Below are 21,333 nucleotides of genomic sequence, written 5' to 3'. Positions count from 1 at the left end.
TTGGGGCGCCGGGAGGGCGGAGTTACCGCTCCTGGCCGGCGCGGCAGTGCGTGCCGGCTCCGCTAGTTTCCGTGGACGCAGGCCAGAAGCTCCCAGTGCCCGCTCATCAGTCCGTCCGGCATCCGGGATGCGGCCACGCGCGCGCTGCTGGGCCAGGCATCGCGCCTGACCTGCAGCCCGGCGTAGATGCCGTAGCCTTCGCCGCAGGCGATGCGTCCATTTGCCTCGATGCCTTCGCCGGAGCGGATCGCGCCTTGGGCCAGGATGTCCTCGGCGGCGCGGATGCCCCAGCCCGCATCGATATGGTTGTCTCCGACGATGCTGCCGCCGGCGAGCATGCCCTGGCCGGCGATCAGGTCATGCGCGGCGCGCAGGTCCGCCCCGGCGCGGATGCCGCGCTCGCAGCGCACGGCATGGCCGGCTTCGATGCTGCCGTCCGCCTGGAGCATCAGCTTGACCTGGATGTCGCCGCCTGCGCGGATGTCCCATTTGGCGCGGCATTGGCCGCCCGATTCCAGCACTGTCCCGGCCTCTATCCCCCAGCCGGCTTCGATGTCGCCGCCGGCGCGGATGTGGCCGCCGCTGGCCAGGTTGCCGCCGGTCTCGATGTCCGCGCCGGCGACGATCGCCGTGCCCGCGCGTATGCCGCCACGGGCGCGCAGGCTCGCGCCGGTGCGGACCAGGGTGTCCACGCGAATGTCCTGGCTGACTTCGAGGGTGCCGGCGAAGACGATGGCATGGGCCTCGACGCTATCGAGCCGCAGCACGGCGTCGATCGGGCCGAACTGGTCCAGCAGCCAGCAGGCGTCGTCGATCCGGCCGGCTGCGACCAGCGCATCCAGCACAGGCTGATAATCCCCCTGGCCCTGGTGGTCGCGGATGAACCAGCGGTAGCCGCTGGTGCAGGGGTTCTTGGCTTTGACGAATTGCTTGGTGAGGTCCATGGCGTCCGGGCTCTGGTGATGAGCGGAAGCGTCCGCATGGCGGGAGGCCATGCGGACGTGCGGGCGCTGTTCCGACGAGACCGCTGGGCGGCCATCGGAATGCGCGAGAGCGTGAGGACTGGCCGTTAGCCGGGTTTGGAGCGCGCGTAGGCGGAACGCGAAGCGGCTTCCTGCGCGTCGAGGAACAGGGTTTTCAGAGCCTGGGGGAAACTGTAGGGAGCGAAATCGCCGTGCGCCGCGGGGCCTGGCGCTAGGCGCCACAGGCGTGGTCCGGTCAGGGCGGGCCACCGCGAACAGAGCAGGGCGGGGCGGTAAGGCATGACGAAATTCCGGGCAATCGCAGCCATGCGGAACATGGGCAGCAGCGGCATGCTACCAGTTGGCGCCGGATCGTCAAGTCGGCGCTTGTTCGGGCCCCGGATCAGGCATCCTCGCTCGGGTCGAAGTCCAGCCGGCGCATCGCATCGGCCAGCGAGATCCGCGAGCGCTCGTAGTCCGCCCAGGGCGTGTTGCCCGTGGCCAGCCGATCGCCCAGCACGTACAGGCTCCAATGCGCCGAACCGGTCAGCGTATCCAGTTCGTCCCAGCCGACGGGCACGGATACGGCCAGCCCCGGCCGCGCGCGCACCGACCAGGCGCAGACGGTCGTTGCCCCGAAGCCGTTGCGCAGATAGTCGATGAATATCTTGCCCACGCGGTTGCGCGGCCCGCTCTTGGCCACGAAATGGCTGGGCAGGGTGGCGGCCAGATGCTGGACGATGGCGCGCGAGAACCCCTTCACCGCATCCCAGCCGTACTCGGGCCGCAGCGGAACGACGATGTGCATGCCCTTGCCGCCGCTGGTCTTGAGAAAGGCCGGCAAGCCGAGTTCCTGCAGGAAGACGCGCACCAGCCGAGTTCCTTCCTGGATCCGGAGCCAGTCCACGCCTTCGCCCGGGTCCAGGTCGAACGTCATTCTGTCGGGGGTGGAAATGGCATGGTCCACGCCGTTCCAGGTGTGCAGTTCGATGGTGTTCATCTGCGCCACCGACAGCAGGCCTTGCAGGTTGTCGATCTTCATCAGCGGAGGATGGCCGGGATCCAGTTCCTGGGGCAGTCGCACGACCCCGGGCAGCGCCGCCCGGTCGGCATGTTTCTGGAAGAAGAGCTCGCCGCCTATGCCGTCGGGCGCTCGGACGAGGGCGACGGGGCGATCTTTGAGATGGGGCAGGATGAGCGGCGCGAGCGCGGCGTAGCATTGAATGAGCTGCAGCTTGGTGATGCCGCTCTGCTTGTCGATGACCCGGCCGGGATGGGTGACGCGGAAGGAAGAGGGCAGGCCGTTGCTCTGCATGGTTTCGGACTCCTTGGGAGGCGCCGTGGGCCGTTCGCGCACCACCGCCTGCGCGGGTTTGTCGGCGCGCAGGCCGCGGAATACGCCTTGCCGGATGTGGCCGCCCGCTGTCCACTCGGCGAACGACACCTCGGCCAGCAGTTCGGGACGGACCCAATGCGCGCGGCCCATGCCGGCAGTATTGCGCACGAAAGGCGGCTGCGGCGCGGCGAGATCATCCAGGCGCTTTTTCAACGACGCCAGCGTGCGTTGATCGAAGCCCGAGCCCACGTTCCCCGCATAGCGCAGTGTGCCGTCCTCATCGTAGAACCCCAGCAGGAGCGCGCCCAGCCCCGTCCTGCTGCCTTTGGGGTCGGTATAGCCGCCGATGACGAATTCCTGCCGGTTCTGGCATTTGAGCTTGATCCAGTCCGAGGAACGCCCCGAACGGTAGCCGCCGTCCTTGCGCTTGCCGATTACCCCTTCGAAGCCGAGCTTGCAGGCCGAGGCCACCAAATCGCGCGGCAGGGCGTCGAAGTCGTCGCTGAACCGCACCAGGGCCGGATCGGCGCCCGCCATCAGGCCGCGCAGGGTGGCGCGGCGATCGGTGAGCGGCAGTTGGCGCAGATCCCGGCCGGCATAGAAAGGAATGTCGAACAGGAAGTACACCGCGCCGCGCGCGCTGCCTGTCTCGAAGGCTTGCTGCAAGGCCTGGAAATCGGGGATGCCGTGTTCATCGGGCACGATGACTTCCCCATCCAGCCAGGCGTCGGCCAGTTGCATGGCGGCCAGGGCGTCGCGCAATTGCGCCAGTTTGTGGGTCCAGTCCTTGCCGGTTCGCGTGAACAGGCGGACCGTGCCGTTTTCGATGCGGGCCAGGACGCGGTAGCCGTCGAACTTCAACTCGTATTGCCAATGCTCGGCATCGGCCGGCGCGGCGTCGACCAGCGTAGCCAGCTGCGGTTCGAGGCTGGCCGGCAGTTCTGCATAGGCCGGCGCCGGCGGGGAGGCCTCCTCCGCGTCGGCTTGCGGGCCGGTCACCGCGTAGTCGTCCTGCTCCTTGATCAGCAGCCATGCCGGCTGCTTCTCCGCCTTGCGCATGCGCACCAGCGCCCACAACCCATGCAGTTTGGTGCCCCGAAGCTCGAACTTGAGCTTGCCGTCGCGATAGCCTTTGCGCGGATTCTCCAGCGGCACCCAGGTGCCGGCGTCCCAGATGGCAACCTCTCCCGCGCCGTAGTGCCCCTCCGGGATCCGGCCTTCGAAGCTGCCGTAGGACAACGGGTGATCCTCGACCTGGACCGCCATGCGCTTGACGCCCGGATCCAGGCTGGGTCCTTTGGGAATGGCCCAGCTCTTGAGCGTACCGTCGAGTTCCAGCCGGAAATCGTAGTGCAGGCGGCGGGCCGCATGACGCTGGACCACGAACGACAGCGCCTGGTCGCCTGGTTTGCCGCCCTCGGCCGGTTCGGGGGTGTGGGAAAAATCGCGTTTGGCGCGATAGGTTCGCAGATCGTCGCGCTTGGGCATGGCTGCGCTCCCCGATGTCCGTTAGGCGCTGTGCCGGGTTTTGCCGCCGCGGGTGCGGCTGCCGTTTCCGCTGCCGCCGCCGCGTGCGGACTTGGCGTCCCCTTTGTTTTTCTCCAGGCTGCGCTTGAGCAGTTCGGTCAGATCCACGATGTCGGCCGTGGGACGGCTTTCCTCCAGCGAGGCCATCGGCGTGACGGCCTCCGTTTCTTCGGCTTCGATCTTGGTCTGCACCAGTTGCAGGATCTTTTCCTTGAACTCGTCCTGGTAGCGTCCGGGCTCCCATTTATCGGTCATGTCGTCGATCAACTGCTCGGCCATTTTCATTTCGCGCGGCGAGATGCCGGCAGCCCGGGAGCCCTCCTCGGGAAGGTCGAGGTTCTCCCAGGAGCGGATTTCGTCGGCCCAGCGGAGCAGGTTCAGGATCAGCCCCGGTCCGGCGGGAATGAGCGCGGCCAGGTGCTGCTTGGTCTGGATCACGACGCGGGCGATGCCGACCCTTCCGGTCTTGAGCAGCGCCTCGCGCAGCAGGGCATAGACCTTGGCGCCCTTGCCCAGCGGGGCGAGGTAGTAGGGGCGTTCCAGGTAGACGAAGGGAATCTCGCTGGCTTGCACGAAGGCCTCGATTTCTATGGTCTGCGTGGACTCGGGATAGGCGGCGCGGATCTCGTCGTCCGACAGGAGCACGTAGCGCCCGTCCTCGTAGGCAATGCCCTTGACGATGTTTTCGCGGGTGATTTCGCGGCCGGTGCGCTTGTTGATGCGCTTGTAGCCTACCGGATCCATGGTGCGCTTATCGAGCCAGTCGAAATCCAGTTCGCTTTCCTGGGTAGCCGTATACAGCCCCACCGGGATATGGACCAGGCCGAAGCTGATCGCGCCTTTCCAGAGTGTGCGTGCCGTGGCGGCCATGGCGTGCCCCTTTGCGTGGATGTCGTGAAGACGTCCTATCCAGCATATCCGAGCCCGGCATGCCAACTGGTAGCAGACTGTTATCGGCGGCGGGGCGGCGACAGGTCTGGAAGCACATTCCGATACCGCGCGCCGGCCCCGGACGGGAGCGGGCGCGGCCGGCGGCCGACGTATACTCTTCCCTTTTGCCCGTCCGCAATGAACGTCCGCGAATACTACGAACACGCGTTGGCCGAGCGCGGGTTCAAGCCAGACGCCGCCCAGTGGGCGGCCATCGAGCGCCTGCAGCGTTACTACGATGACTGGGTGCAATTCAAGTCGCTGCGTTCGAATGCCCTCAAGCGCCTGCTGAAACGCCCCGGCGTGCCACGCGGCGTGTACATGTGGGGCGGAGTGGGGCGCGGCAAGAGCTTCCTGATGGATGCCTTCTACGCCACCGTGCCGGTGCGGCGCAAGACGCGCCTGCACTTCCACGAGTTCATGCGCGGCGTGCACCGCGAACTGGACGAGGTCAAGGGCATGGCCGATCCGCTCGATGAAGTGGCGCGCCGCATCGCGCGCCGCTACCGGCTGATCTGCTTCGACGAATTCCACGTTTCCGACGTGGCCGATGCGATGATCCTGTACCGGCTGCTGCTGGCGCTGTTCGAGAACGGCACCTCGTTCGTGATGACTTCCAACTACGAGCCGTCCACGCTTTATCCGGACGGCCTGCATCGCGATCGCATCCTGCCGGCGATCAAGCTGATCCAGGAAAAAATGGACGTGCTCAACGTCGATTCCGGCGTGGACTACCGCCGCCGCGCGCTCGAGCAGGTCGAGATCTACCACAGTCCGCTCGACGCGCAGGCCGATGCGTCGCTGGAGCAGGCCTTCGAGGCGCTGGCCGATACGCCGCCCATCGAACCGCCGGTGCTGTCCATCGAACACCGCCAGATCAAGGCGCGCAAGCTGTCCGGCACCGTGGTCTGGTTCGACTTCGCCACGCTGTGCGGCGGCCCGCGTTCGCAGAACGACTACCTCGAACTCGCCAGCCGCTTCCACGCGGTGATCCTGTCCGGCGTGCCGCGCATGGGGCCGCGCCAGGCTTCCGAAGCCCGGCGCTTCACCTGGCTGGTGGACGTGTTCTACGACCACAAGGTCAAGCTGATCATCTCGGCCGCCTGCGAGCCCGAGGAGCTCTATACCGAAGGGGCGCTGGCCAACGAGTTCCACCGCACCGTCTCGCGCCTGCTGGAAATGCAGTCGCGCGAGTATCTCGACGCCGAGCGCAGGGCTGCCGCCACCTTGTAGCGGCGGCCGGCTTGCCCGTTTGCGCAGATGCTTATGCGAACTGCGCATTTCCAGCATCGCGGGCGCGGCAACATAATGTCTCTTTTGGACTTGCGGTCCCGAAGCCGGGCGCGTTGTTGCGCGCCTGCGGGACATGAGCGGGGAGAGGCGACATGTTCGAGGGTTTTTCGACGGCGGATATCGAGACCGCCGGGGCGCGCATACACCTGCGCCATGGCGGCAGCGGGCCGCCGCTGCTGCTTTTGCACGGCAATCCCGCCACGCATCTGAGCTGGCATCGCATCGCCGACCGCTTGGCCGAGCGCTATACCGTGGTGGCGGCCGACCTGCGCGGCTATGGCGACAGCATCGGCCCGCGCGACGGCGGCGCGCGGCACGAACATTATTCTTTCCGCGCGATGGCCCAGGACCAGGTCGAGGTCATGCGCGCGCTGGGCTTCGACAGTTTCTACGTCGCGGGCCACGACCGCGGCGGCCGGACGGTGCACCGGATGTGCCTGGATCATCCCGGACGGGTGCGCAAGGCCGCGATCCTGGACATCCTGCCCAGCCAGCATGTGTGGACGCACGTCGACAAGAAGTGGGCGACCGATGCCTGGCACTGGACGTTCATGATCCAGCCCGAGCCGTTTCCCGAACGGCTGATGGGCAGCGTGCCGGCGGACTGGTTCATGCGCCACAAGCTTTCCAAGAACGGGCGCGGGCTGGACTTCTTCCCCAAGGAAGTCTTCGACGAGTACGTGCGCTGTTTCAACGAGAAGACCATCCACGCCTCGTGCGAGGATTACCGCGCCTGCGCCTCCATCGATCTCGAGATGGACACCGCCGACATCCAGGCCGGCAACAAGGTCGCCGCGCCGCTGCTGGTCTTGTGGGGCCGCCATGGCGGCGTGGGCGCGGCCGGGGACGTGCTGTCGATCTGGCAGGAGCGCGCCGCGCTGCCGGTGGTAGGCGGCGCCACCGAATCCGGCCACTACGTGCCGGAAGAGGACCCCGAATCCACCTACCGGTGGTTCGTGCGCTTCTTCCAGGACTGATCGGCAAGGGGCTTCCCGCTTTCTTGCAGGACATCCGGCGCGGCCGAGCGGGCCGGGCCGGCGTTCGTCCGTCCGCATCGCGGCATCGCGCCCGCCGCGCCATTAGTTCATGTCGAGAATGTAGTAGGAGCGGGCCGGAGCGATCCCTAAGATGATTTCACCCATTCAGCAATACAGCCCACGCCGCGGAGGCTGGACAGGCGGGTGAGCGCCGTCGCGCCCGCCCACGCTCCGCGGCTTCATGGAGCAGGATACGTGAGCGCACGCCGACAGCTTTCCCTCAATCTTTTCGTCTACCCCGCGGGCCACCACGAGGCCGCGTGGCGCTATCCGCAGACCGGCCTCGATACGCTGCAGGACCTCGGCTACTACCAGGCGCTCGCGCAGCGCGCCGAGCAGGCGACGTTCGACGCCATCTTCCTGGCCGACAGTCCGGTGCTGCCCGAGAACATCCGGTATGCGGCGCGATTCCGCCTCGAGCCCCTGACCTGGCTGTCCGCGATCGCCGCCGCGACCTCGCACATCGGGCTGATCGGCACGGCCACCACGACATATACCGAACCGTACAACCTGGCGCGCCAGTTCGCCGCGCTCGACCACCTGAGCGGAGGCCGGGCAGGCTGGAACATCGTTACGACGCACGAGGGCAAGTCGCCGCTGAACTTCGGCCTCGATGCGCATCCGGAGCACGGCGACCGCTACGCACGCGCCACCGAGTTCCTCGACGTGGCGGGCAAGCTGTGGGATAGCTGGGAGGACGACGCGCTGCTGGCGGATCGGGCTTCGGGCGTCTTCGCAGACACCGCAAAGATTCATCCGATCCGCCACGTGGGCAAGTATTTCCGGGTGGGCGGCGCGCTCAGCACCTCGCGCTCGCCGCAGGGCCGGCCGGTGTACGTGCAGGCGGGGTCGTCGGAAGAAGGCCGATCGTTCGCGGCGCGCTTCGCCGAGGCCATCTTCACGGCCCACCAGACGCTCGACGGCGCCAGGCAGTTCTACACCGACATCAAGCGCCGGGCGGTCGCCCTGGGGCGGAGCGCCGAGCACATCAAAGTGCTGCCCGGCATCAGCGCATTCATCGGCAGCACCGAGGTCGAGGCGCGGCGCCTGGAGGAAGCGTTCGACGAACTGATCCAGCCCGAATTCTCCCTGGCGGAACTGTCGGCCCGGCTGGGCGTGGATTTCAGCCGCCACGACCTGGACGCCCCGGTCGCCGCCGAGCTGATCGACCGGCAGGGCAAGCTGGCTTCCTACAGCCGTTTCAAGCTGATCGTCGACATCATCGACCGCGAGCGGCCCACGCTGCGCCAACTGATCCGCCGCCTGGCCGGCGCGCGCGGCCACTTCGTGCTGGCGGGCACGCCCGAGCGCATCGCCGACGAGATCCAGCGCTGGTTCGAACAGGGCGCGGCCGACGGCTTCAATGTCATGCCGCCCTGGATGCCGGGCGGCTTCGAGCTGTTCGCCGACGAGGTCGTGCCCATCCTGAGGCGGCGCGGCCTCTTCCGCGAACGCTACGCGCACCGCACGCTGCGCGGCCACTACGGATTGCCGCGCCCCGAAAGCCAGTACGCCCAAGCCCGCCGGCAGACCGCCTGAGGTGAAGCTCCCCTTACGCGCTGACGCGCGCCCTGAATGGCGGGCCCCCGGCCGCTACGCGGCAGCTCCCCGAGGGGGCCTGGGCCCGCCTTGGGGCGGCCCGGCGCCGGGCCCAAGGGGCTCTACTTGCGGACCGGCGGAGCCGGATCCGCTGTGCCCTGGATCGGACACCCTCCCAACACCCTGAAAACATTATCGAGGACCTTGCTTACCATGACGCCCATTTTTCGCCTTCTTGCCACCCTGACCCTGGGCGCCGCCGCGCTGCCCGCCGCCTCCGCCCGCGCCGCGGGGGATTTCGACGCCAAGGTTCCACCGGATTTCCAATTGGTCGTGGCCGACCAGCGCCAGCAATTGCAGGTGGCTTTCGCCGCCTCCGGCGAACAGAAGAAACTTCCTTTCAAGGTCAAGTTCGCCGACTTCCGCGGCGGGCCGGCTATTCTCGAGGCCTTCCGCGGCGGCGCGCTCGACCTGGCCATCGTCGGCGATGCGCCGCCGGTGCAGGCCCACGTATCGGGCTATCCCTTGCCCATCGTCGGCGCCAAGCTGACCGACGCGCCCACCTATCGGTATGCGCTCAAGCCCGGTTCGGACATCCGCAAGCTCGGCGACCTGCGCGGCAAGAAAATCGCCTATGCGGAAGGGACGGCCGTCCAGCCCTTCGTGCTGGCCACGCTGCAGAAAGCGGGGCTGACCAAGAAGGACGTCACGCTGGTGCCGCTGCGCATCGTCGATTTCACCGATGCCGTGCGTACCGGCGAAGTCGACATCGCACCGATGAACGAGCCGCCGTTCTCGCGCTACCTCACCAGCTTCAAGAAGGACGGCGCCCAGGCGCTCGATCTCGGCGCGCAAGAGGGGCTGCCGCGCAACCTGAACTATCTCTATGCGAGCCAGACCTCGCTGCGCGACCCGGTGCGCACCGCCGCGATCGCCGCTTTCGTGCGGCATTGGGCGAAGGCGGTGCAATGGACCGAGGCCAACCCCGAAGCATGGATCAAGGCCTACTACGTCAAGAGCCAGAACCTGCCGGCGGACGTGGGCGCGACGGTGCACGCGTCGCAGGGCAAATCGTCGTTCCCGGCGCTGAGCGCGGTCGTGCCGCGCCAGCAGCACATCATCGACCTGATCCACGCCGCGGGCGAGATTCCCAAACGCCTGGAAGCGAAAGAAGAGTTCGACTTCCGTTTCGACCAGATCGGCGCCCAGGCCGCCAAGAGCGATCTTTGACGCGGGAGGATAGACGATGCAGCCACTGAACTCCGATACCCTCGTGCTGGACGGCGCGCCCGCGGCCGCGCCTGCCATTGTCCTGCCCTTGGTGGAAACCCGTTCCGGCGCGCAGCGCCTGGCGCCGCGCAAGCTGCCGCGCGGCGCCTACCTGCTCGGCCCCGCCGTGGTGCTGGTGCTCTGGCAACTTGCTTCCGAGGTAGGCTGGCTGCCGCCCCAGCTTCTGGCTCCCCCGTCGGCGGCACTGGCCACCGGCTATGAGCTATGGGTGGACGGCGCGCTGGGCGCGCATCTCATGGCGTCCGCGGTGCGCGCCTACAGCGGCCTGGTGCTGGGCGTCGTGCTGGGGCTGGTGCTGGCCCTGGTGTCGGGCCTGACCCGCAGCGGCGAGGCGGCCGTGGATGGACTGGTCCAGGTCAAGCGGGCGGTGCCGACCCTGGCCTTGATCCCGCTGGCGATCCTGTGGCTGGGCATAGGCGAAGCCATGAAGGTCACCATCATTACGCTCGCGGTGCTGGTTCCCGTGTACATCAACACGCATGCCAGCCTGCGCGGCATCGACCTGCGCTACGTGGAACTCGCGCGTACGCTCGGCCTGGGGCATGGCGAGTTTCTGAAACGCGTCGCTTTTCCCGGGGCGCTGCCGGGCTTCTTCACCGGACTGAGGCTGGCGGTGACCACGTGCTGGACGTCGCTGGTGGTGCTCGAACAGATCAACACCACCGAAGGCGTCGGGTTCCTGATGAACCGCGCGCGCGAATACGGGCAGACCGACGTCATCGTCGTCGGCCTGATCATCTACGCGGGGCTGGGACTGGTTTCGGACGCACTGGTGCGCGCCTGGGAACGCAGGACGCTCGCATACCGGAAGGCGCTGGGACAATGACGCAGATCCTGGAACGACACGCATCCGCGCCGGCGCAGGCCGCGCGGCGGCCGGTGAGGGTCCGCAACCTGGTCCGCGCATTCGGCGACAAGGTGGTGCTGGACAATGTTTCCATCGACATCGCGCCGGGCGAGTTCGTCGCGATCATAGGCAAGAGCGGTTCGGGCAAGAGCACCTTTCTGCGCGCGCTCGCCGATCTGGACGAAGGCGCGCGCGGCTCGGGGGCGATCACCGTGCCCGATCACCTCTCGGTGCTGTTCCAGGACTCGCGGCTGCTGCCCTGGGACTCCGTGCTCGACAACGTCATGCTCGGCCTGCGCGGGCCGGATCCCGGACGCCGCGCGCGCGAGGTGCTCGCGGCGGTCGGCCTGGCGGGCAAGGAAGACGCGTGGCCCAATACCCTGTCGGGCGGCGAACAGCAGCGCGTGGCGCTGGCCCGTTCGCTGGCGCGGGGGCCGCAGCTATTGCTGGCCGACGAACCGTTCGGCGCGCTCGATGCGCTGACCCGCATCAAGATGCACGACCTGCTGTTCCGGCTGGTGGAAGTGCACCGGCCCACGGTGCTGCTGGTGACCCATGACGTCGATGAGGCCCTGGTGCTGGCGGACCGGGTGCTGGTCATGGACGAGGGCAGCTTCCGTCTCGACGCGCGCGTCGACCTGCCGCATCCGCGCAACCGTTCGTCGGCGGCGTTCGACGCCCTGCGCAATCGGCTGCTGGATGCGCTGGGAGTGGCGGTCGGGGTCTGACCGGCGCGCCCGGCTGCGGTCCTCAGCGGCCGGGCTGCGCGGGCACAGCGGGCGCAGCCCGCCGGTCCGCGTCGATGGCCTGGCGCGCCACGGTCCAACTGGTGGCATTGGGACGGTTGTCGTCCAGCGGCGGCGGCGCGGCGTAGCTCGGGTAATGGTTGGCGATGGCGTCGCGCAACACGGCGGGCAGGGCATCGATACTCTCGACCGTCTGGCCCATGGCGTTGAACACCATCAGCCCCGGACGGCTCCCCATCTTCATGAACGGCAGCCACGGCGCGATGCGCACCCACGCCAGGGCCGCGTCGCCCGTATCGGCGTGCCGGTCCAGCAGCCGGGCGCGGTCGGCCACAAAGTCGAAGATCTCCATGGCGTGATAGTGGTTGCCGACGTGCTCCTGGTAGTCGCCGGCGAGCGGGTTGGGGTAGAACAGCGGGATTTCGCTGCGCGCGAACACGCGCTCGCCCTGGACGCGGAACGGGGAGGGGAAGGGCCGGCCCTGGCTATCGCGCTCGAAGAACGGCGGCATGTTCACGGGATCGTTGGCCACGTGCATGACGGGCACCTCGGCACCGGTCCACGGGTTGCGCCACGTCTCCAGCGGTTCGCCGCTCAGCGGGTCCAGGTACAGCATCAATTCGCGCGAGACCAGCCGGAATCCCGTGCCGCGTTCGGCGTCCTGCAGCGTGCCGCACTGGCGGATATTCATGCCTTCCACCTTGAACAGCAGCCGATCCGGTTCGCCTTCGCGCCGCGCCCACGCCTGGCCCGACCAATGGTAGACGACCGGCTTGGCGTCGACGGTCGAACAGAACAGCTTGCGCAGCGCGGCCAGCGCGTCGCTGGGCTGCGCGAGGTCCAGGTCGGCGGGCGAGGCGGGGCAGGTCTTCATGCGGTGGATTCCCAGGCAAGGAAAAAGCTCCGGCACGGTGTCGGCGCGCCGGAGCCCGATTGCGGACGCGTGGGATTATCGCATTGCCACCGTGGGCGCTAGCGCTTGAGCTTGGCGAAAGCCGCGGCCATCGCGCTTTCCGCCGGAGCGGACTGGCCGGAGAGACGATCGCGTCCGCGTCCCCCGCCGCCCGGACGAGGCGCGCCGCCACCGTCTCCGCCGCGCCGCACCGGCGCGGCATCGTCGTTGAGCCGCATCGTCAGCGCGATCCGCTGGCGCTGCAGATCCACTTCCTGCACCTTGACCTTTACCGTCTGGCCGACCCGCACCACGTCGCGCGGATCCTTGACGAATTTCTCCGCCAGGGCGGAGATGTGGACCAGGCCGTCCTGGTGCACGCCGATGTCGACGAAGGCGCCGAAGTTGGCGACGTTGGTCACCACCCCTTCGAGGATCATGCCGGGCTGCAGGTCTTTCAGCGTCTCGACGCCTTCCTGGAAGGTCGCGGTCTTGAACTCGGGGCGCGGATCGCGGCCCGGCTTCTCGAGTTCGCTGAAGATGTCCCGGACCGTGGGCAGGCCGAAGCGCTCGTCGGTGAACTCGGCGGGCGAGACGCCCTTGAGCGCGTCGCGGCTGCCGATCACCTTGCGGATGTCGGCTTGCAGTTTCGCAAGTATGCGTTCGACCACCGGATAGGCTTCCGGGTGGACCGAGGAGCAATCGAGCGGGTTGTCGCCGTTGGCCACGCGCAGGAAGCCGGCGGCCTGTTCGAAGGCTTTTTCACCGAAGCGGGGCACGTCCATCAGCTTGGCGCGCGAGGGGAAGGCGCCGTTCTGGTCGCGCCAGGCGACGATGTTCCTGGCCAGCGTGGCGTTCAGTCCGGAGACACGGGTCAGCAGCGGCGCCGAGGCGGTGTTCACGTCGACGCCGACGGCGTTCACGCAATCTTCGACCACGCTGTCCAGCATGCGCGCCAGTTCGCGCTGGTTGATGTCATGCTGGTACTGGCCCACGCCAATGGACTTGGGGTCGATCTTGACCAGTTCGGCCAGCGGATCCTGCAGGCGGCGGGCGATGGAGACGGCGCCGCGCAGGCTCACGTCCAGCTCGGGAAATTCGGCGGCGGCCAGTTCGGAGGCCGAATAGACCGAGGCGCCGGCTTCCGAGACGACGATGCGCGTCAGATTCAGATCGGGGTAGCGCTTCATCAGATCGGCCGCGAGTTTTTCCGTCTCGCGCGAGGCGGTGCCGTTGCCGATGGCGATCAGTTCGATCTGGTGGCGGCGCGCGATGCGGGCGAGGGCCTCGATCGAGCCGTCCCAGTCGCGGCGCGGTTCGTGCGGGTAGATCGTCGTGGTGTCGAGCAGCTTGCCGGTGCGGTCGATGGCCGCGACTTTCACGCCGGTGCGGATGCCGGGGTCCAGGCCGAGCACGTTCTTGGGGCCGGCGGGAGCCGCCAGCAGCAAGTCCTTGAGGTTGAGCGCGAAGACTCGGATCGCCTCGGCTTCGGCTTCGTCGCGCAGCCGGGCCAGGTTCTCGGTCTCGAACGAGGGCAGCAGCTTGACGCGCCAGGTCCAGCGGCAGACTTCGCCCAGCCATTTCTGGCGCGTCGAGACGTCCAGCCCGAACAGTCCGTCCAGCCCGACGAGCTTGGCCACGCGCGCCACGCAGGGGTGGGGCAGTTGTGCTTCCAGTTCGGATTCCAGGCCCAGGCGCAGTTCGAGCACGCCTTGCTGGCGGCCGCGCAGCAGCGCCAGCACGCGGTGCGAGGGCAGGGTGCGCAGCGGCTCGTTGAAGTCGAACCAGTCGCGGAAATTGGCGCCTTCGTTTTCCTTGCCGTCGGCGACCTTGGAGTACAGCAGGCCGGCGCCCCACAGGTAGTCGCGCAGGTTCTCCAGCACCTCGGCATTTTCCGAGAAGCGCTCGGTCAGGATGTCGCGGGCGCCGTCCAGCGCCGCCTTCACGTCGGCCACGCCGGCGTCGGCGTTTACATATTGCGCGGCGGCCGCCTGCGGATCCACGGCGGGATCGGCCAGGATGGCGTCGGCCAGGGGCTCCAGCCCGGCCTCGCGGGCGATCTGGGCGCGGGTGCGGCGCTTGGGCTTGTAGGGCGCGTACAAGTCTTCCAGGCGCTGCTTGGTATCGGCGGCGACCAGCGCCTGCTGCAGTTCGGGCGTGAGTTTGCCTTGCTGTTCGATGGACGCGAGGATCGCGGCGCGCCGGCTTTCCATGTCGCGCAGGTATTCCAGCCGCACTTCCAGGTTGCGCAGCACGGTATCGTCCAGCCCGCCCGTCGCCTCCTTGCGGTAGCGGGCGACGAAGGGCACGGTCGCGCCATCGTCCAGAAGTTCCACCGCCGCGGCGACTTGTGTCGCGCGAACGCCGAGTTCATTCGCGAGCTGGGCGATAATACGGGATTGGGCCTGGGCGTCGAGTGCCCCGACCCTGTCGGTGACCATAGCCATCGCGTCCGTCCTACCATGGAAAATGAAGCCGCGGATTTTGCCACAGTCTGAGAACATGCCCCGAATCGATCCCCGCCACGGCGTTACGCAATGTGTCGACCGCAACCCTGGCGGCCAGATTGCGCCGCGCGCTGGTGTGCGGCGCCTGCCCGCCCGTGCCCAAGCCTGGCTGCTTGCCCTGTCCCTGGCGCTGGCCGCGCTATTGCCTGCAGCGGCGGCAGGGGCGGCGGAACCCGTCTTCGCCTCCGTCGAGCAGGCCCAGGCGGCGGCCGAGGCCGCCCAGGCCGAATCCGACCGCTACAAGCAGCAGTACGAAGCGGACGCGGCGCAGTGCATGCATACGTTTTTCGCCAACCGCTGCGTGGAGCAGGCCCGCCTGCAACGCAACGAGGCGGTGATGCGCGCCGATTCGGCCAGGCGCCAGGCCGAGCTGTACATCCGCCGGGAAGCGTCGCGCGAGCGCCATGAGAAGCGCAACCTCGAGAATGCCAGCCGCGACCAGAAAGCCGCCGACAAGGCGGCGGGCAGGGCGCAGGAAACGGCGCCGCCCGCTGCGGCCGAACCGCCGCCGGCACCTGCCGCGGAGCGGGAAGCAGGCGAGCAGCGCCCGCAAGCATCTCCGCCCGCCGCCAGGCAGGCCGCTCCAGCCCCGGCTGCGCCGGCCGCCCCCGCACGGCCGGCCCGCGACGTGGACGATCCGGCCGTGCGGGCGCAGAATCGCGCCAATTTCGAGCGCAAGCAGGCCGAGGCGCGGGCATACGCGGAAAAACAGGCCGCCGAGCGCGCCGACGCCGAGGCCAAGCGTGCCCGCCGCCGCGCCGAACGCGAGGAGGAGGCCTCGCGCCTGAGGGCCTTGCAGCAGAACGCGGAACAACAGATTCCCGCCAGGAAACCATGATGGACGCCAGGATAGCCGCGCTGAACGAGCGCATCGTCGAATTGCAGACCGAGCACCGCGACCTGGACGCGGCGATCGACAAGCTCGCCGTCGATCCCATGGTGGACGAACTGCGCCTGCGCCGCCTGAAGAAGCGCAAGCTTCAGATCAAGGACCTCATCGTGGCGCTGCAGATGCAGCTCGTCCCGGACATTCCTGCATGAGCGACGTGGTCAACGCGCCGACGGTGGTGTCCGCGGCTACGCTGGGCGAGATCCGCGAAGTGTTCGAGGAGGGCGGTCCGCTGTCGCGCGGACTGAAGGGCTATCGGCCGCGCGCGCAGCAGATCGAATTGGCGGAAGCCATTTCCCGCGCCATCCAGGAGCGCGGCACGCTGGTGGCCGAGGCCGGCACCGGCACCGGCAAGACCTTCGCCTACCTGGTGCCGGTGCTGATGTACGGCGGCAAGGTGCTGGTCTCTACCGGCACCAAGACCTTGCAGGACCAGCTCTTCGCGCGCGATCTGCCGGCCGTGCGGGGCGCGCTGGGGCTGCCGGTGACCACCGCCTTGCTCAAGGGGCGCTCGAACTACCTGTGCCACTATCACCTGGAGCGCACGCTCGGTGACGGCCGCCTGGGGTCGCGCGCCGAAGTGGCGCAATTGCGCAAGATCGAGCTGTTCGCGCGCCAGACGCGCAGCGGCGACAAGGCCGAATTGGCCGACGTGCCCGAGAATGCCGAGATCTGGCACCGCGTCACGTCCACCCGCGACAACTGCCTGGGCTCGGAGTGCCCGTCGTTCCGCGAGTGCTTCGTGATGCAGGCGCGCAAGCGCGCGCTCGATGCCGATGTCGTGGTGGTCAACCACGCGCTGTTCCTCGCCGACCTGGCGCTCAAGGACGAAGGCATCACCGATTTGCTGCCCGCGGCGGACACCGTGGTGTTCGACGAAGCCCACCAGTTGCCCGCGGCGGCCACGCGCTTCTTGGGCGAGTCGGTGTCCTCGCACCAACTGCTGGATTTCGCGCGGGATGCGACCGTGGCCGGCCTCTCGCACGCGCGCGAAAGCGCGGACTGGGTCGCGCTGGGGCAGGCTGTCGAGCAGGCCGCCCGCGAACTGCGGCTGTCCTGTGCGGCCGTGGAGAAAATGCCCGGACAGCGCAGCACCTTCGACATGCTGCCCAGCCGCCAGGATTTCGGTGCGGCGGTGCAGGGCGTGATCGATGCCGTCCACACGCTGGGCCGCATCCTGGCGGCAGTAGGCGAGCGCCACCCCGACCTGGATCTGGCCGCCAAGCGCGGCCCGGCGCTGATCGCCTGCCTGGCGCGCTGGACGGAAGCCCATGCGGCGCCCGCGACGCAGGAGCAGGCGGGGCTGGACCAGGAATCGGCCTGGCCAGAACCGCCCGCGCCCAAGGACGACGGCTGGGTCCGCTGGGTCGAGACCGGCGCGAGCCATATCCGCCTGCATACCGCGCCGCTATCGGTGGCGCAGGCTTTCTCGCAGTATCGGCCTGCTGGCCAGGCTTGGATACTGACGTCCGCGACGTTGTCGGTGCGCGAGGATTTTTCCCATTTCACGCGCCAGCTCGGCTTGTACGAGGCCACGACGGGTCGCTGGGAGTCGCCCTTCGACTATGCCGTCAACGGCCGCCTGTTCGTGCCGCATGGCATTCCCGCGCCGCAGGATCCGCGCTTTACCGAAGGTTTCGTCGAGGTGCTGCTGCCCTTGCTGGAAGCCAGCCAGGGGTCGGCGCTGGTCTTGTGCACGACGCTGAGGGCGGTGGACCGGGTGGCGGAACTGCTCGACGCGGCGTTCCGCGAGCGCGGCTGGGACTGGCCGCTGTTCAAGCAGGGCGACCGCTCGCGGCGCGAGTTGCTGGAACGTTTCCGCGCCAGCCGGCATGGCGTGTTGGTGGGCAGCGCCAGCTTCTGGGAAGGCATAGACGTGCCGGGCGATGCGCTGACGCTGGTCGCGATCGACAAGCTGCCGTTCGCGCCGCCCGACGATCCGGTGCTGGATGCGCGCATCCGGGCCTGCAAGGAGCGCGGCGGCAATCCCTTCTTCGAGTACCAGTTGCCCGAGGCGGCCATCGCGCTCAAGCAGGGAGCGGGTCGGCTGATCCGCACCGAGACCGACTGGGGCGTGCTGATGGTGGCGGACCGCCGGCTGGTCGAGAAGCCCTATGGCAAGCTGCTGTGGCGCGGCCTGCCGCCGTTCACGCGCACCCGCAACGTGGAGGACGTAGAAGCGTTCTACGCCGAGCGGGCGGGGGCGCAGCAGGCGGCCTGACGCGCCGGGCTTACCAGATCTTCCACCAGGGGCCGCTGTCCTTCTGGAAGCCGTTCTTGACGAACTGGCTGTCCGGATAGTTCAGGGCCAGCACGCGCGAGGCGTCGTCGCGCAGGTCGGCCATGCCCATTTTGTCGTAGGCCAGCACCATGATGTAGAGCGCTTCCTCGACGGCCGGCGCGCCCTGGAAATCGCGCACCGCGGTCTGGGCGCGGTTGACCGCCGCCACGTAGGCGCCTTTGTCGAGGTACAGGCGCGCCACGTGGACTTCGTTCATCGCGATCGAGTTGACCAGGTAGTTCAGGCGCAGGTTCGCATCGGGCGCGTACTTGCTGTCGGGATAGCGGGACACCAGCGCCTTGAAGGCGTCGAAGGATTCGCGCGCGCCCTTGGGATCGCGCTCGCTGGGGTCCTGGCGCGTGAGGCTGCTCAACATCGCGCTGTCCTGGTAGAAGTTGATCAACCCCTTCAGGTAGAGCATGTAGTCCAGGTTCGGGTGGTTGGGGTGCAGGCGTTCGAAGCGGTCGATGGCCGCCAGCGCCTGCGGGTTCGAACCGTCTTTCCAGTAGACGTAGGCGATGTCGATCTGCGCCTGCTGGGCATAGACGCCGAACGGATAGCGGGACTCGAGCTTTTCCAGCAGCTTGGACGCCTGGGTCCAGTTGCCGGTGTCCATTTCGTCCTTGGCCTCCTTGTACAATCTCTCGGCAGACCAGCCCACGGTGGGGTCGGGTTCCTTGCCGGTGTTGGCGCAGCCGGCCAGGACGACCACAGCCAGCAGGCACGCCAGGGCGTAGCCAAGACGCGATGCGAAGCCGCGCCACCGGGCGCAAGCGGAATGACCGCCGGCGGAAGCCGGTGCTTGCATTGCCAGGGTATTCAACTGCATGGTGGTGTTCCTCACCGATAGACTATCCATGATTATATTCGGGCTTGCGACCAGCCCCTCCCAGAACATGCCATCTTTTCAGCCGTCCCACGATATCCACAGCCAGGAGGCCGAGCCGCGCCTGCTGGACCTCCCTGCAGGCACCCGCGCCGACCGTCTCGACAAGGTGCTGGCGCAGCTCATGCCCGAACATTCGCGCAGCCGCATCCAGGGCTGGATCGAGCACGGCGGGGTGCTGGTCAACGGCAAGGAATCCGGCGTCCGGCAGATCGTCGGCCCGGGCGACCAGCTCACGGTGTGGGAAGAGGCCGCGCCGGAATCGACGGCTTTCGTGCCCGAGGCGATCGAGTTCCCGGTCGTGGAGGATAGCGCCGACTGGATCGTGGTGGACAAGCCGGTCGGGCTGGTGGTTCACCCCGGCGCGGGCAATTGGAGCGGCACGCTGCTCAACGGCCTGCTCCATCGCTATCCCGAACTGGCGCAGGTGCCGCGCGCCGGCATCGTGCACCGGCTGGACAAGGATACCTCCGGGCTGATGGTGGTGGCCCGCAACGTCATCGCCCAGACCGCGCTGGTGCGGCAACTGCAGGCCCGCACCGTGGGGCGGCGTTATATCGCGCTGGTGTCCGGCCACTTGCGGCGCGGCGGCACGATCGACCGCCCCATCGGCCGCGATCCGCGCGTGCCGGTGCGCATGAGCGTGGAGCGGCCGATCGCCGGCAAGCCGGCGATCACGCATGTCAAGCCGCTGCGCTGCGGCGCCGCGCCCGGCGGCATGCCGGTGACCGAGGTCGAATGCCGGCTCGAGACCGGCCGCACCCACCAGATCCGCGTGCACCTGTCGAGCATGGGCCACCCTTTGCTCGCCGATACGCTGTACGGCGGCAAGGCGGTGCCGCCCGCCGCCCGCCAGATGCTGCACGCCGCCCGGCTGCAGTTCGACGACCCGGCCGGCGGGCGGCCGCGCGTTTTCCATGCGCCGCTTCCCGCCGACATGCTGGCCGTGGCCGGGATCATTGCCTGGGAAGGCGTGGACGACGATCCCGACGACGATTTTTACGAAGACGAATGAGTGCTGCCGAAGGCGGCGCGCGCCCAGCGAAAGGACGCGCAGACAGAAAGGACCCCGATGAACGATAGCCGACCCGTCCTGCCCCGGGAGCAGGGACCCGCCTGGCCGGGTGTGCGGCTGTTCGCCACGACGCGGGCCGGCGGCGTAAGTAGCGGCGTGTACCGCTCGCTCAATTTGGGCATGCACGTCGGCGACGATCCTGCCGCCGTGGCCGAGAACCGCAGGCGCCTGCGCGCGCAGCTTCCGGCCGAGCCCTATTGGCTTGAGCAGGTGCACGGTACGCGCGTGGCCGATGCCGACCGGGAAGCCGTGCCCGCGCCGGCCGATGCCGCCGTGACCCGCGTGCCGGGCCGGGTGCTGGCCATCATGACGGCGGATTGCCTGCCGGTCGTCATCGCGGCCGAGGACGGCGGCGTGCTGGGCGCCGCGCATGCGGGCTGGCGCGGCCTGGCCGCGGGCGTGCTGGAAGCGACGGTGGCGGCAATGGCGTCCAGCGCCGCCTTGCGGGCGTGGATAGGCCCGGCCATCGGCCCTGCGGCGTTCGAAGTCGGAGACGAGGTCAGGGCGGCGTTCGCGGCGGTCTCGGAGCCGCCGCCCGGCGCATTCGTGCCGAGCGGCGCATGCGACGGCAGCGGGGCGCCGAAGTGGCTGGCGGATTTGCCGGCGCTGGCGGAACAGCGGCTGCGCGCGGCCGGCGTGCGATCGGTAGTGCGCAGCGGCCTGTGCACGGTGGCCGGCAACGACCGCTTCTACTCGTACCGCAAGGAAGGACAGACCGGCCGGTTCGCCACCCTGTGCTGGCTGCAGCCCTGACCGGCCGGCACGCGGCGCGCGCCGCGTTTCCGGCGGCGCGGCTAGGGTTCCCGTCGCTGCATGCCTTCTTCTTCGCGCTGCGCCGCCTCGCGCTCGCGCCGCGCACGTTTGCGCGCCGGAGCGGTGAAGATGTAGAGCAGGATGCCCGCGGGCAGCAGGCCGTAGAACACCAGCGTGGCGACGCCGGCAAGCACGGTGGGCTGGGCCAGCGCCATCAGCAGCGTGACGTAAAGCCAGCCGATGGCGATGAGCATGGAAAAATGCATGGCGGCGGGGCTCCGGAGGTGTATGCTCAAGGCGCGTAGTCTACGCGCGTATGCGCGGCCGGCACGTCCGAGCGGCCAAAGGCCGCACCGGCGGCAGGGGATTTGACAGCCGCGAGCGCGCTATGCACTATCGCCCTTAGCGCAATCGAATGATCAAGGTGTTCAGAGTGAGTCAGTCCCGACAGGATTCAACGAACCCCTTGGCGTGGCTACAGCAGACATGGCAGCAAACGCTCCAGTCGTCAGCGGATATGTCGGGAAAGGGAGAGGCCGCGAG

Annotated in this window: 18 protein-coding genes; 11 read left to right on the top strand and 7 right to left on the bottom strand. The window is 68.3% G+C overall.

From position 1 onward, the window contains the following. Positions 1–62 precede the first annotated feature (62 nt). From PIGHUM_RS11965 to ku, 3 genes are all read right to left on the bottom strand, one after another. On the bottom strand, positions 63–944 hold the full coding sequence (locus tag PIGHUM_RS11965; protein WP_124079825.1) for a hypothetical protein: 882 nt from the start codon (positions 942–944) through the stop codon (positions 63–65). Positions 945–1,365: 421 nt separating this feature from the next. Beyond that, entirely contained in the window at positions 1,366–3,786 is a 2,421-nt protein-coding gene (gene ligD, locus PIGHUM_RS11960) for a DNA ligase D (protein ID WP_124079824.1), read from the bottom strand. A gap of 21 nt (positions 3,787–3,807) precedes the next feature. Further along, positions 3,808–4,695 (bottom strand): non-homologous end joining protein Ku, encoded by an 888-nt coding sequence (gene ku, locus PIGHUM_RS11955; protein WP_124079823.1) that lies wholly within the window; start codon positions 4,693–4,695, stop codon positions 3,808–3,810. 198 nt (positions 4,696–4,893) lie between these two features. Between ku and zapE the strand changes: the two genes are divergently transcribed. The 6 genes from zapE to PIGHUM_RS11925 all read left to right on the top strand — a co-directional run bounded on the left by zapE (position 4,894) and on the right by PIGHUM_RS11925 (position 11,489). Continuing rightward, entirely contained in the window at positions 4,894–5,988 is a 1,095-nt protein-coding gene (gene zapE / locus PIGHUM_RS11950; RefSeq protein ID WP_124079822.1) for a cell division protein ZapE, read from the top strand. Between the two features lie 152 nt (positions 5,989–6,140). Continuing rightward, the gene (locus PIGHUM_RS11945; RefSeq protein WP_124079821.1) at positions 6,141–7,025 is read left to right on the top strand and encodes an alpha/beta hydrolase; all 885 of its coding nucleotides are present in this window, start codon (positions 6,141–6,143) and stop codon (positions 7,023–7,025) included. A gap of 255 nt (positions 7,026–7,280) precedes the next feature. Beyond that, positions 7,281–8,624 (top strand): LLM class flavin-dependent oxidoreductase, encoded by a 1,344-nt coding sequence (locus PIGHUM_RS11940; protein ID WP_124079820.1) that lies wholly within the window; start codon positions 7,281–7,283, stop codon positions 8,622–8,624. A 213-nt stretch (positions 8,625–8,837) separates the two neighbouring features. Further along, positions 8,838–9,854: an ABC transporter substrate-binding protein gene (locus tag PIGHUM_RS11935; RefSeq protein ID WP_160142244.1), complete on the top strand. Its 1,017-nt coding sequence runs from the start codon at positions 8,838–8,840 to the stop codon at positions 9,852–9,854. 16 nt (positions 9,855–9,870) lie between these two features. After that, complete coding sequence (locus tag PIGHUM_RS11930; RefSeq protein ID WP_124079818.1) at positions 9,871–10,740, top strand: ABC transporter permease; 870 nt, start codon at positions 9,871–9,873, stop codon at positions 10,738–10,740. Further along, positions 10,737–11,489 carry an ABC transporter ATP-binding protein gene (locus PIGHUM_RS11925; protein ID WP_124079817.1) on the top strand — a complete coding sequence of 251 codons (753 nt, stop codon included), beginning with the start codon at positions 10,737–10,739 and terminating at the stop codon, positions 11,487–11,489. The genes PIGHUM_RS11930 and PIGHUM_RS11925 overlap by 4 nt, the downstream gene beginning before the upstream one ends. 22 nt (positions 11,490–11,511) lie before the next feature. On the opposite strand, the gene PIGHUM_RS11920 is transcribed toward PIGHUM_RS11925, so the two are convergent. After that, the gene (locus PIGHUM_RS11920; protein ID WP_124079816.1) at positions 11,512–12,381 is read right to left on the bottom strand and encodes a DUF1838 family protein; all 870 of its coding nucleotides are present in this window, start codon (positions 12,379–12,381) and stop codon (positions 11,512–11,514) included. Between the two features lie 98 nt (positions 12,382–12,479). Continuing rightward, entirely contained in the window at positions 12,480–14,846 is a 2,367-nt protein-coding gene (locus PIGHUM_RS11915) for a Tex family protein (RefSeq protein WP_124079815.1), read from the bottom strand. A 55-nt stretch (positions 14,847–14,901) separates the two neighbouring features. Between PIGHUM_RS11915 and PIGHUM_RS11910 the strand changes: the two genes are divergently transcribed. Genes PIGHUM_RS11910 through yoaA form a run of 3 tightly spaced genes read left to right on the top strand, consistent with a single transcriptional unit; the run spans position 14,902 to position 18,016 of the window. Continuing rightward, positions 14,902–15,744 (top strand): hypothetical protein, encoded by an 843-nt coding sequence (locus PIGHUM_RS11910; RefSeq protein WP_124079814.1) that lies wholly within the window; start codon positions 14,902–14,904, stop codon positions 15,742–15,744. Next, on the top strand, positions 15,744–15,947 hold the full coding sequence (locus PIGHUM_RS11905; protein WP_124079813.1) for a YdcH family protein: 204 nt from the start codon (positions 15,744–15,746) through the stop codon (positions 15,945–15,947). Before PIGHUM_RS11910 ends, PIGHUM_RS11905 begins: the two co-directional genes overlap by 1 nt. Further along, a complete protein-coding gene (gene yoaA / locus PIGHUM_RS11900; RefSeq protein WP_124079812.1) occupies positions 15,944–18,016 on the top strand; it encodes a DNA repair helicase YoaA in 2,073 nt (690 codons plus the stop codon). The genes PIGHUM_RS11905 and yoaA overlap by 4 nt, the downstream gene beginning before the upstream one ends. 10 nt (positions 18,017–18,026) lie before the next feature. Here yoaA and PIGHUM_RS11895 read toward each other — a convergent pair whose 3' ends face one another. Then, positions 18,027–18,935: an outer membrane protein assembly factor BamD gene (locus PIGHUM_RS11895; RefSeq protein WP_246013136.1), complete on the bottom strand. Its 909-nt coding sequence runs from the start codon at positions 18,933–18,935 to the stop codon at positions 18,027–18,029. Between the two features lie 37 nt (positions 18,936–18,972). Here PIGHUM_RS11895 and PIGHUM_RS11890 point away from each other — a divergent pair, with 37 nt between their 5' ends. Together PIGHUM_RS11890 and pgeF are read left to right on the top strand one after the other, a co-directional pair. Further along, a complete protein-coding gene (locus tag PIGHUM_RS11890; RefSeq protein ID WP_124079811.1) occupies positions 18,973–19,977 on the top strand; it encodes an RluA family pseudouridine synthase in 1,005 nt (334 codons plus the stop codon). Positions 19,978–20,034: 57 nt separating this feature from the next. Continuing rightward, positions 20,035–20,790: a peptidoglycan editing factor PgeF gene (gene pgeF / locus PIGHUM_RS11885; protein WP_124079810.1), complete on the top strand. Its 756-nt coding sequence runs from the start codon at positions 20,035–20,037 to the stop codon at positions 20,788–20,790. A gap of 41 nt (positions 20,791–20,831) precedes the next feature. On the opposite strand, the gene PIGHUM_RS11880 is transcribed toward pgeF, so the two are convergent. Continuing rightward, entirely contained in the window at positions 20,832–21,056 is a 225-nt protein-coding gene (locus PIGHUM_RS11880; RefSeq protein ID WP_124079809.1) for a hypothetical protein, read from the bottom strand. Between the last annotated feature and the right edge of the window lie 277 nt (positions 21,057–21,333).

Origin of the sequence: Pigmentiphaga humi (assembly GCF_900606115.1) — a bacterium.
In the GTDB taxonomy this organism is placed as follows: domain Bacteria; phylum Pseudomonadota; class Gammaproteobacteria; order Burkholderiales; family Burkholderiaceae_B; genus Pigmentiphaga; species Pigmentiphaga humi.
Note: the sequence above shows the minus strand (reverse complement) of the source record. Positions and strands in the feature narration are given on the sequence as shown.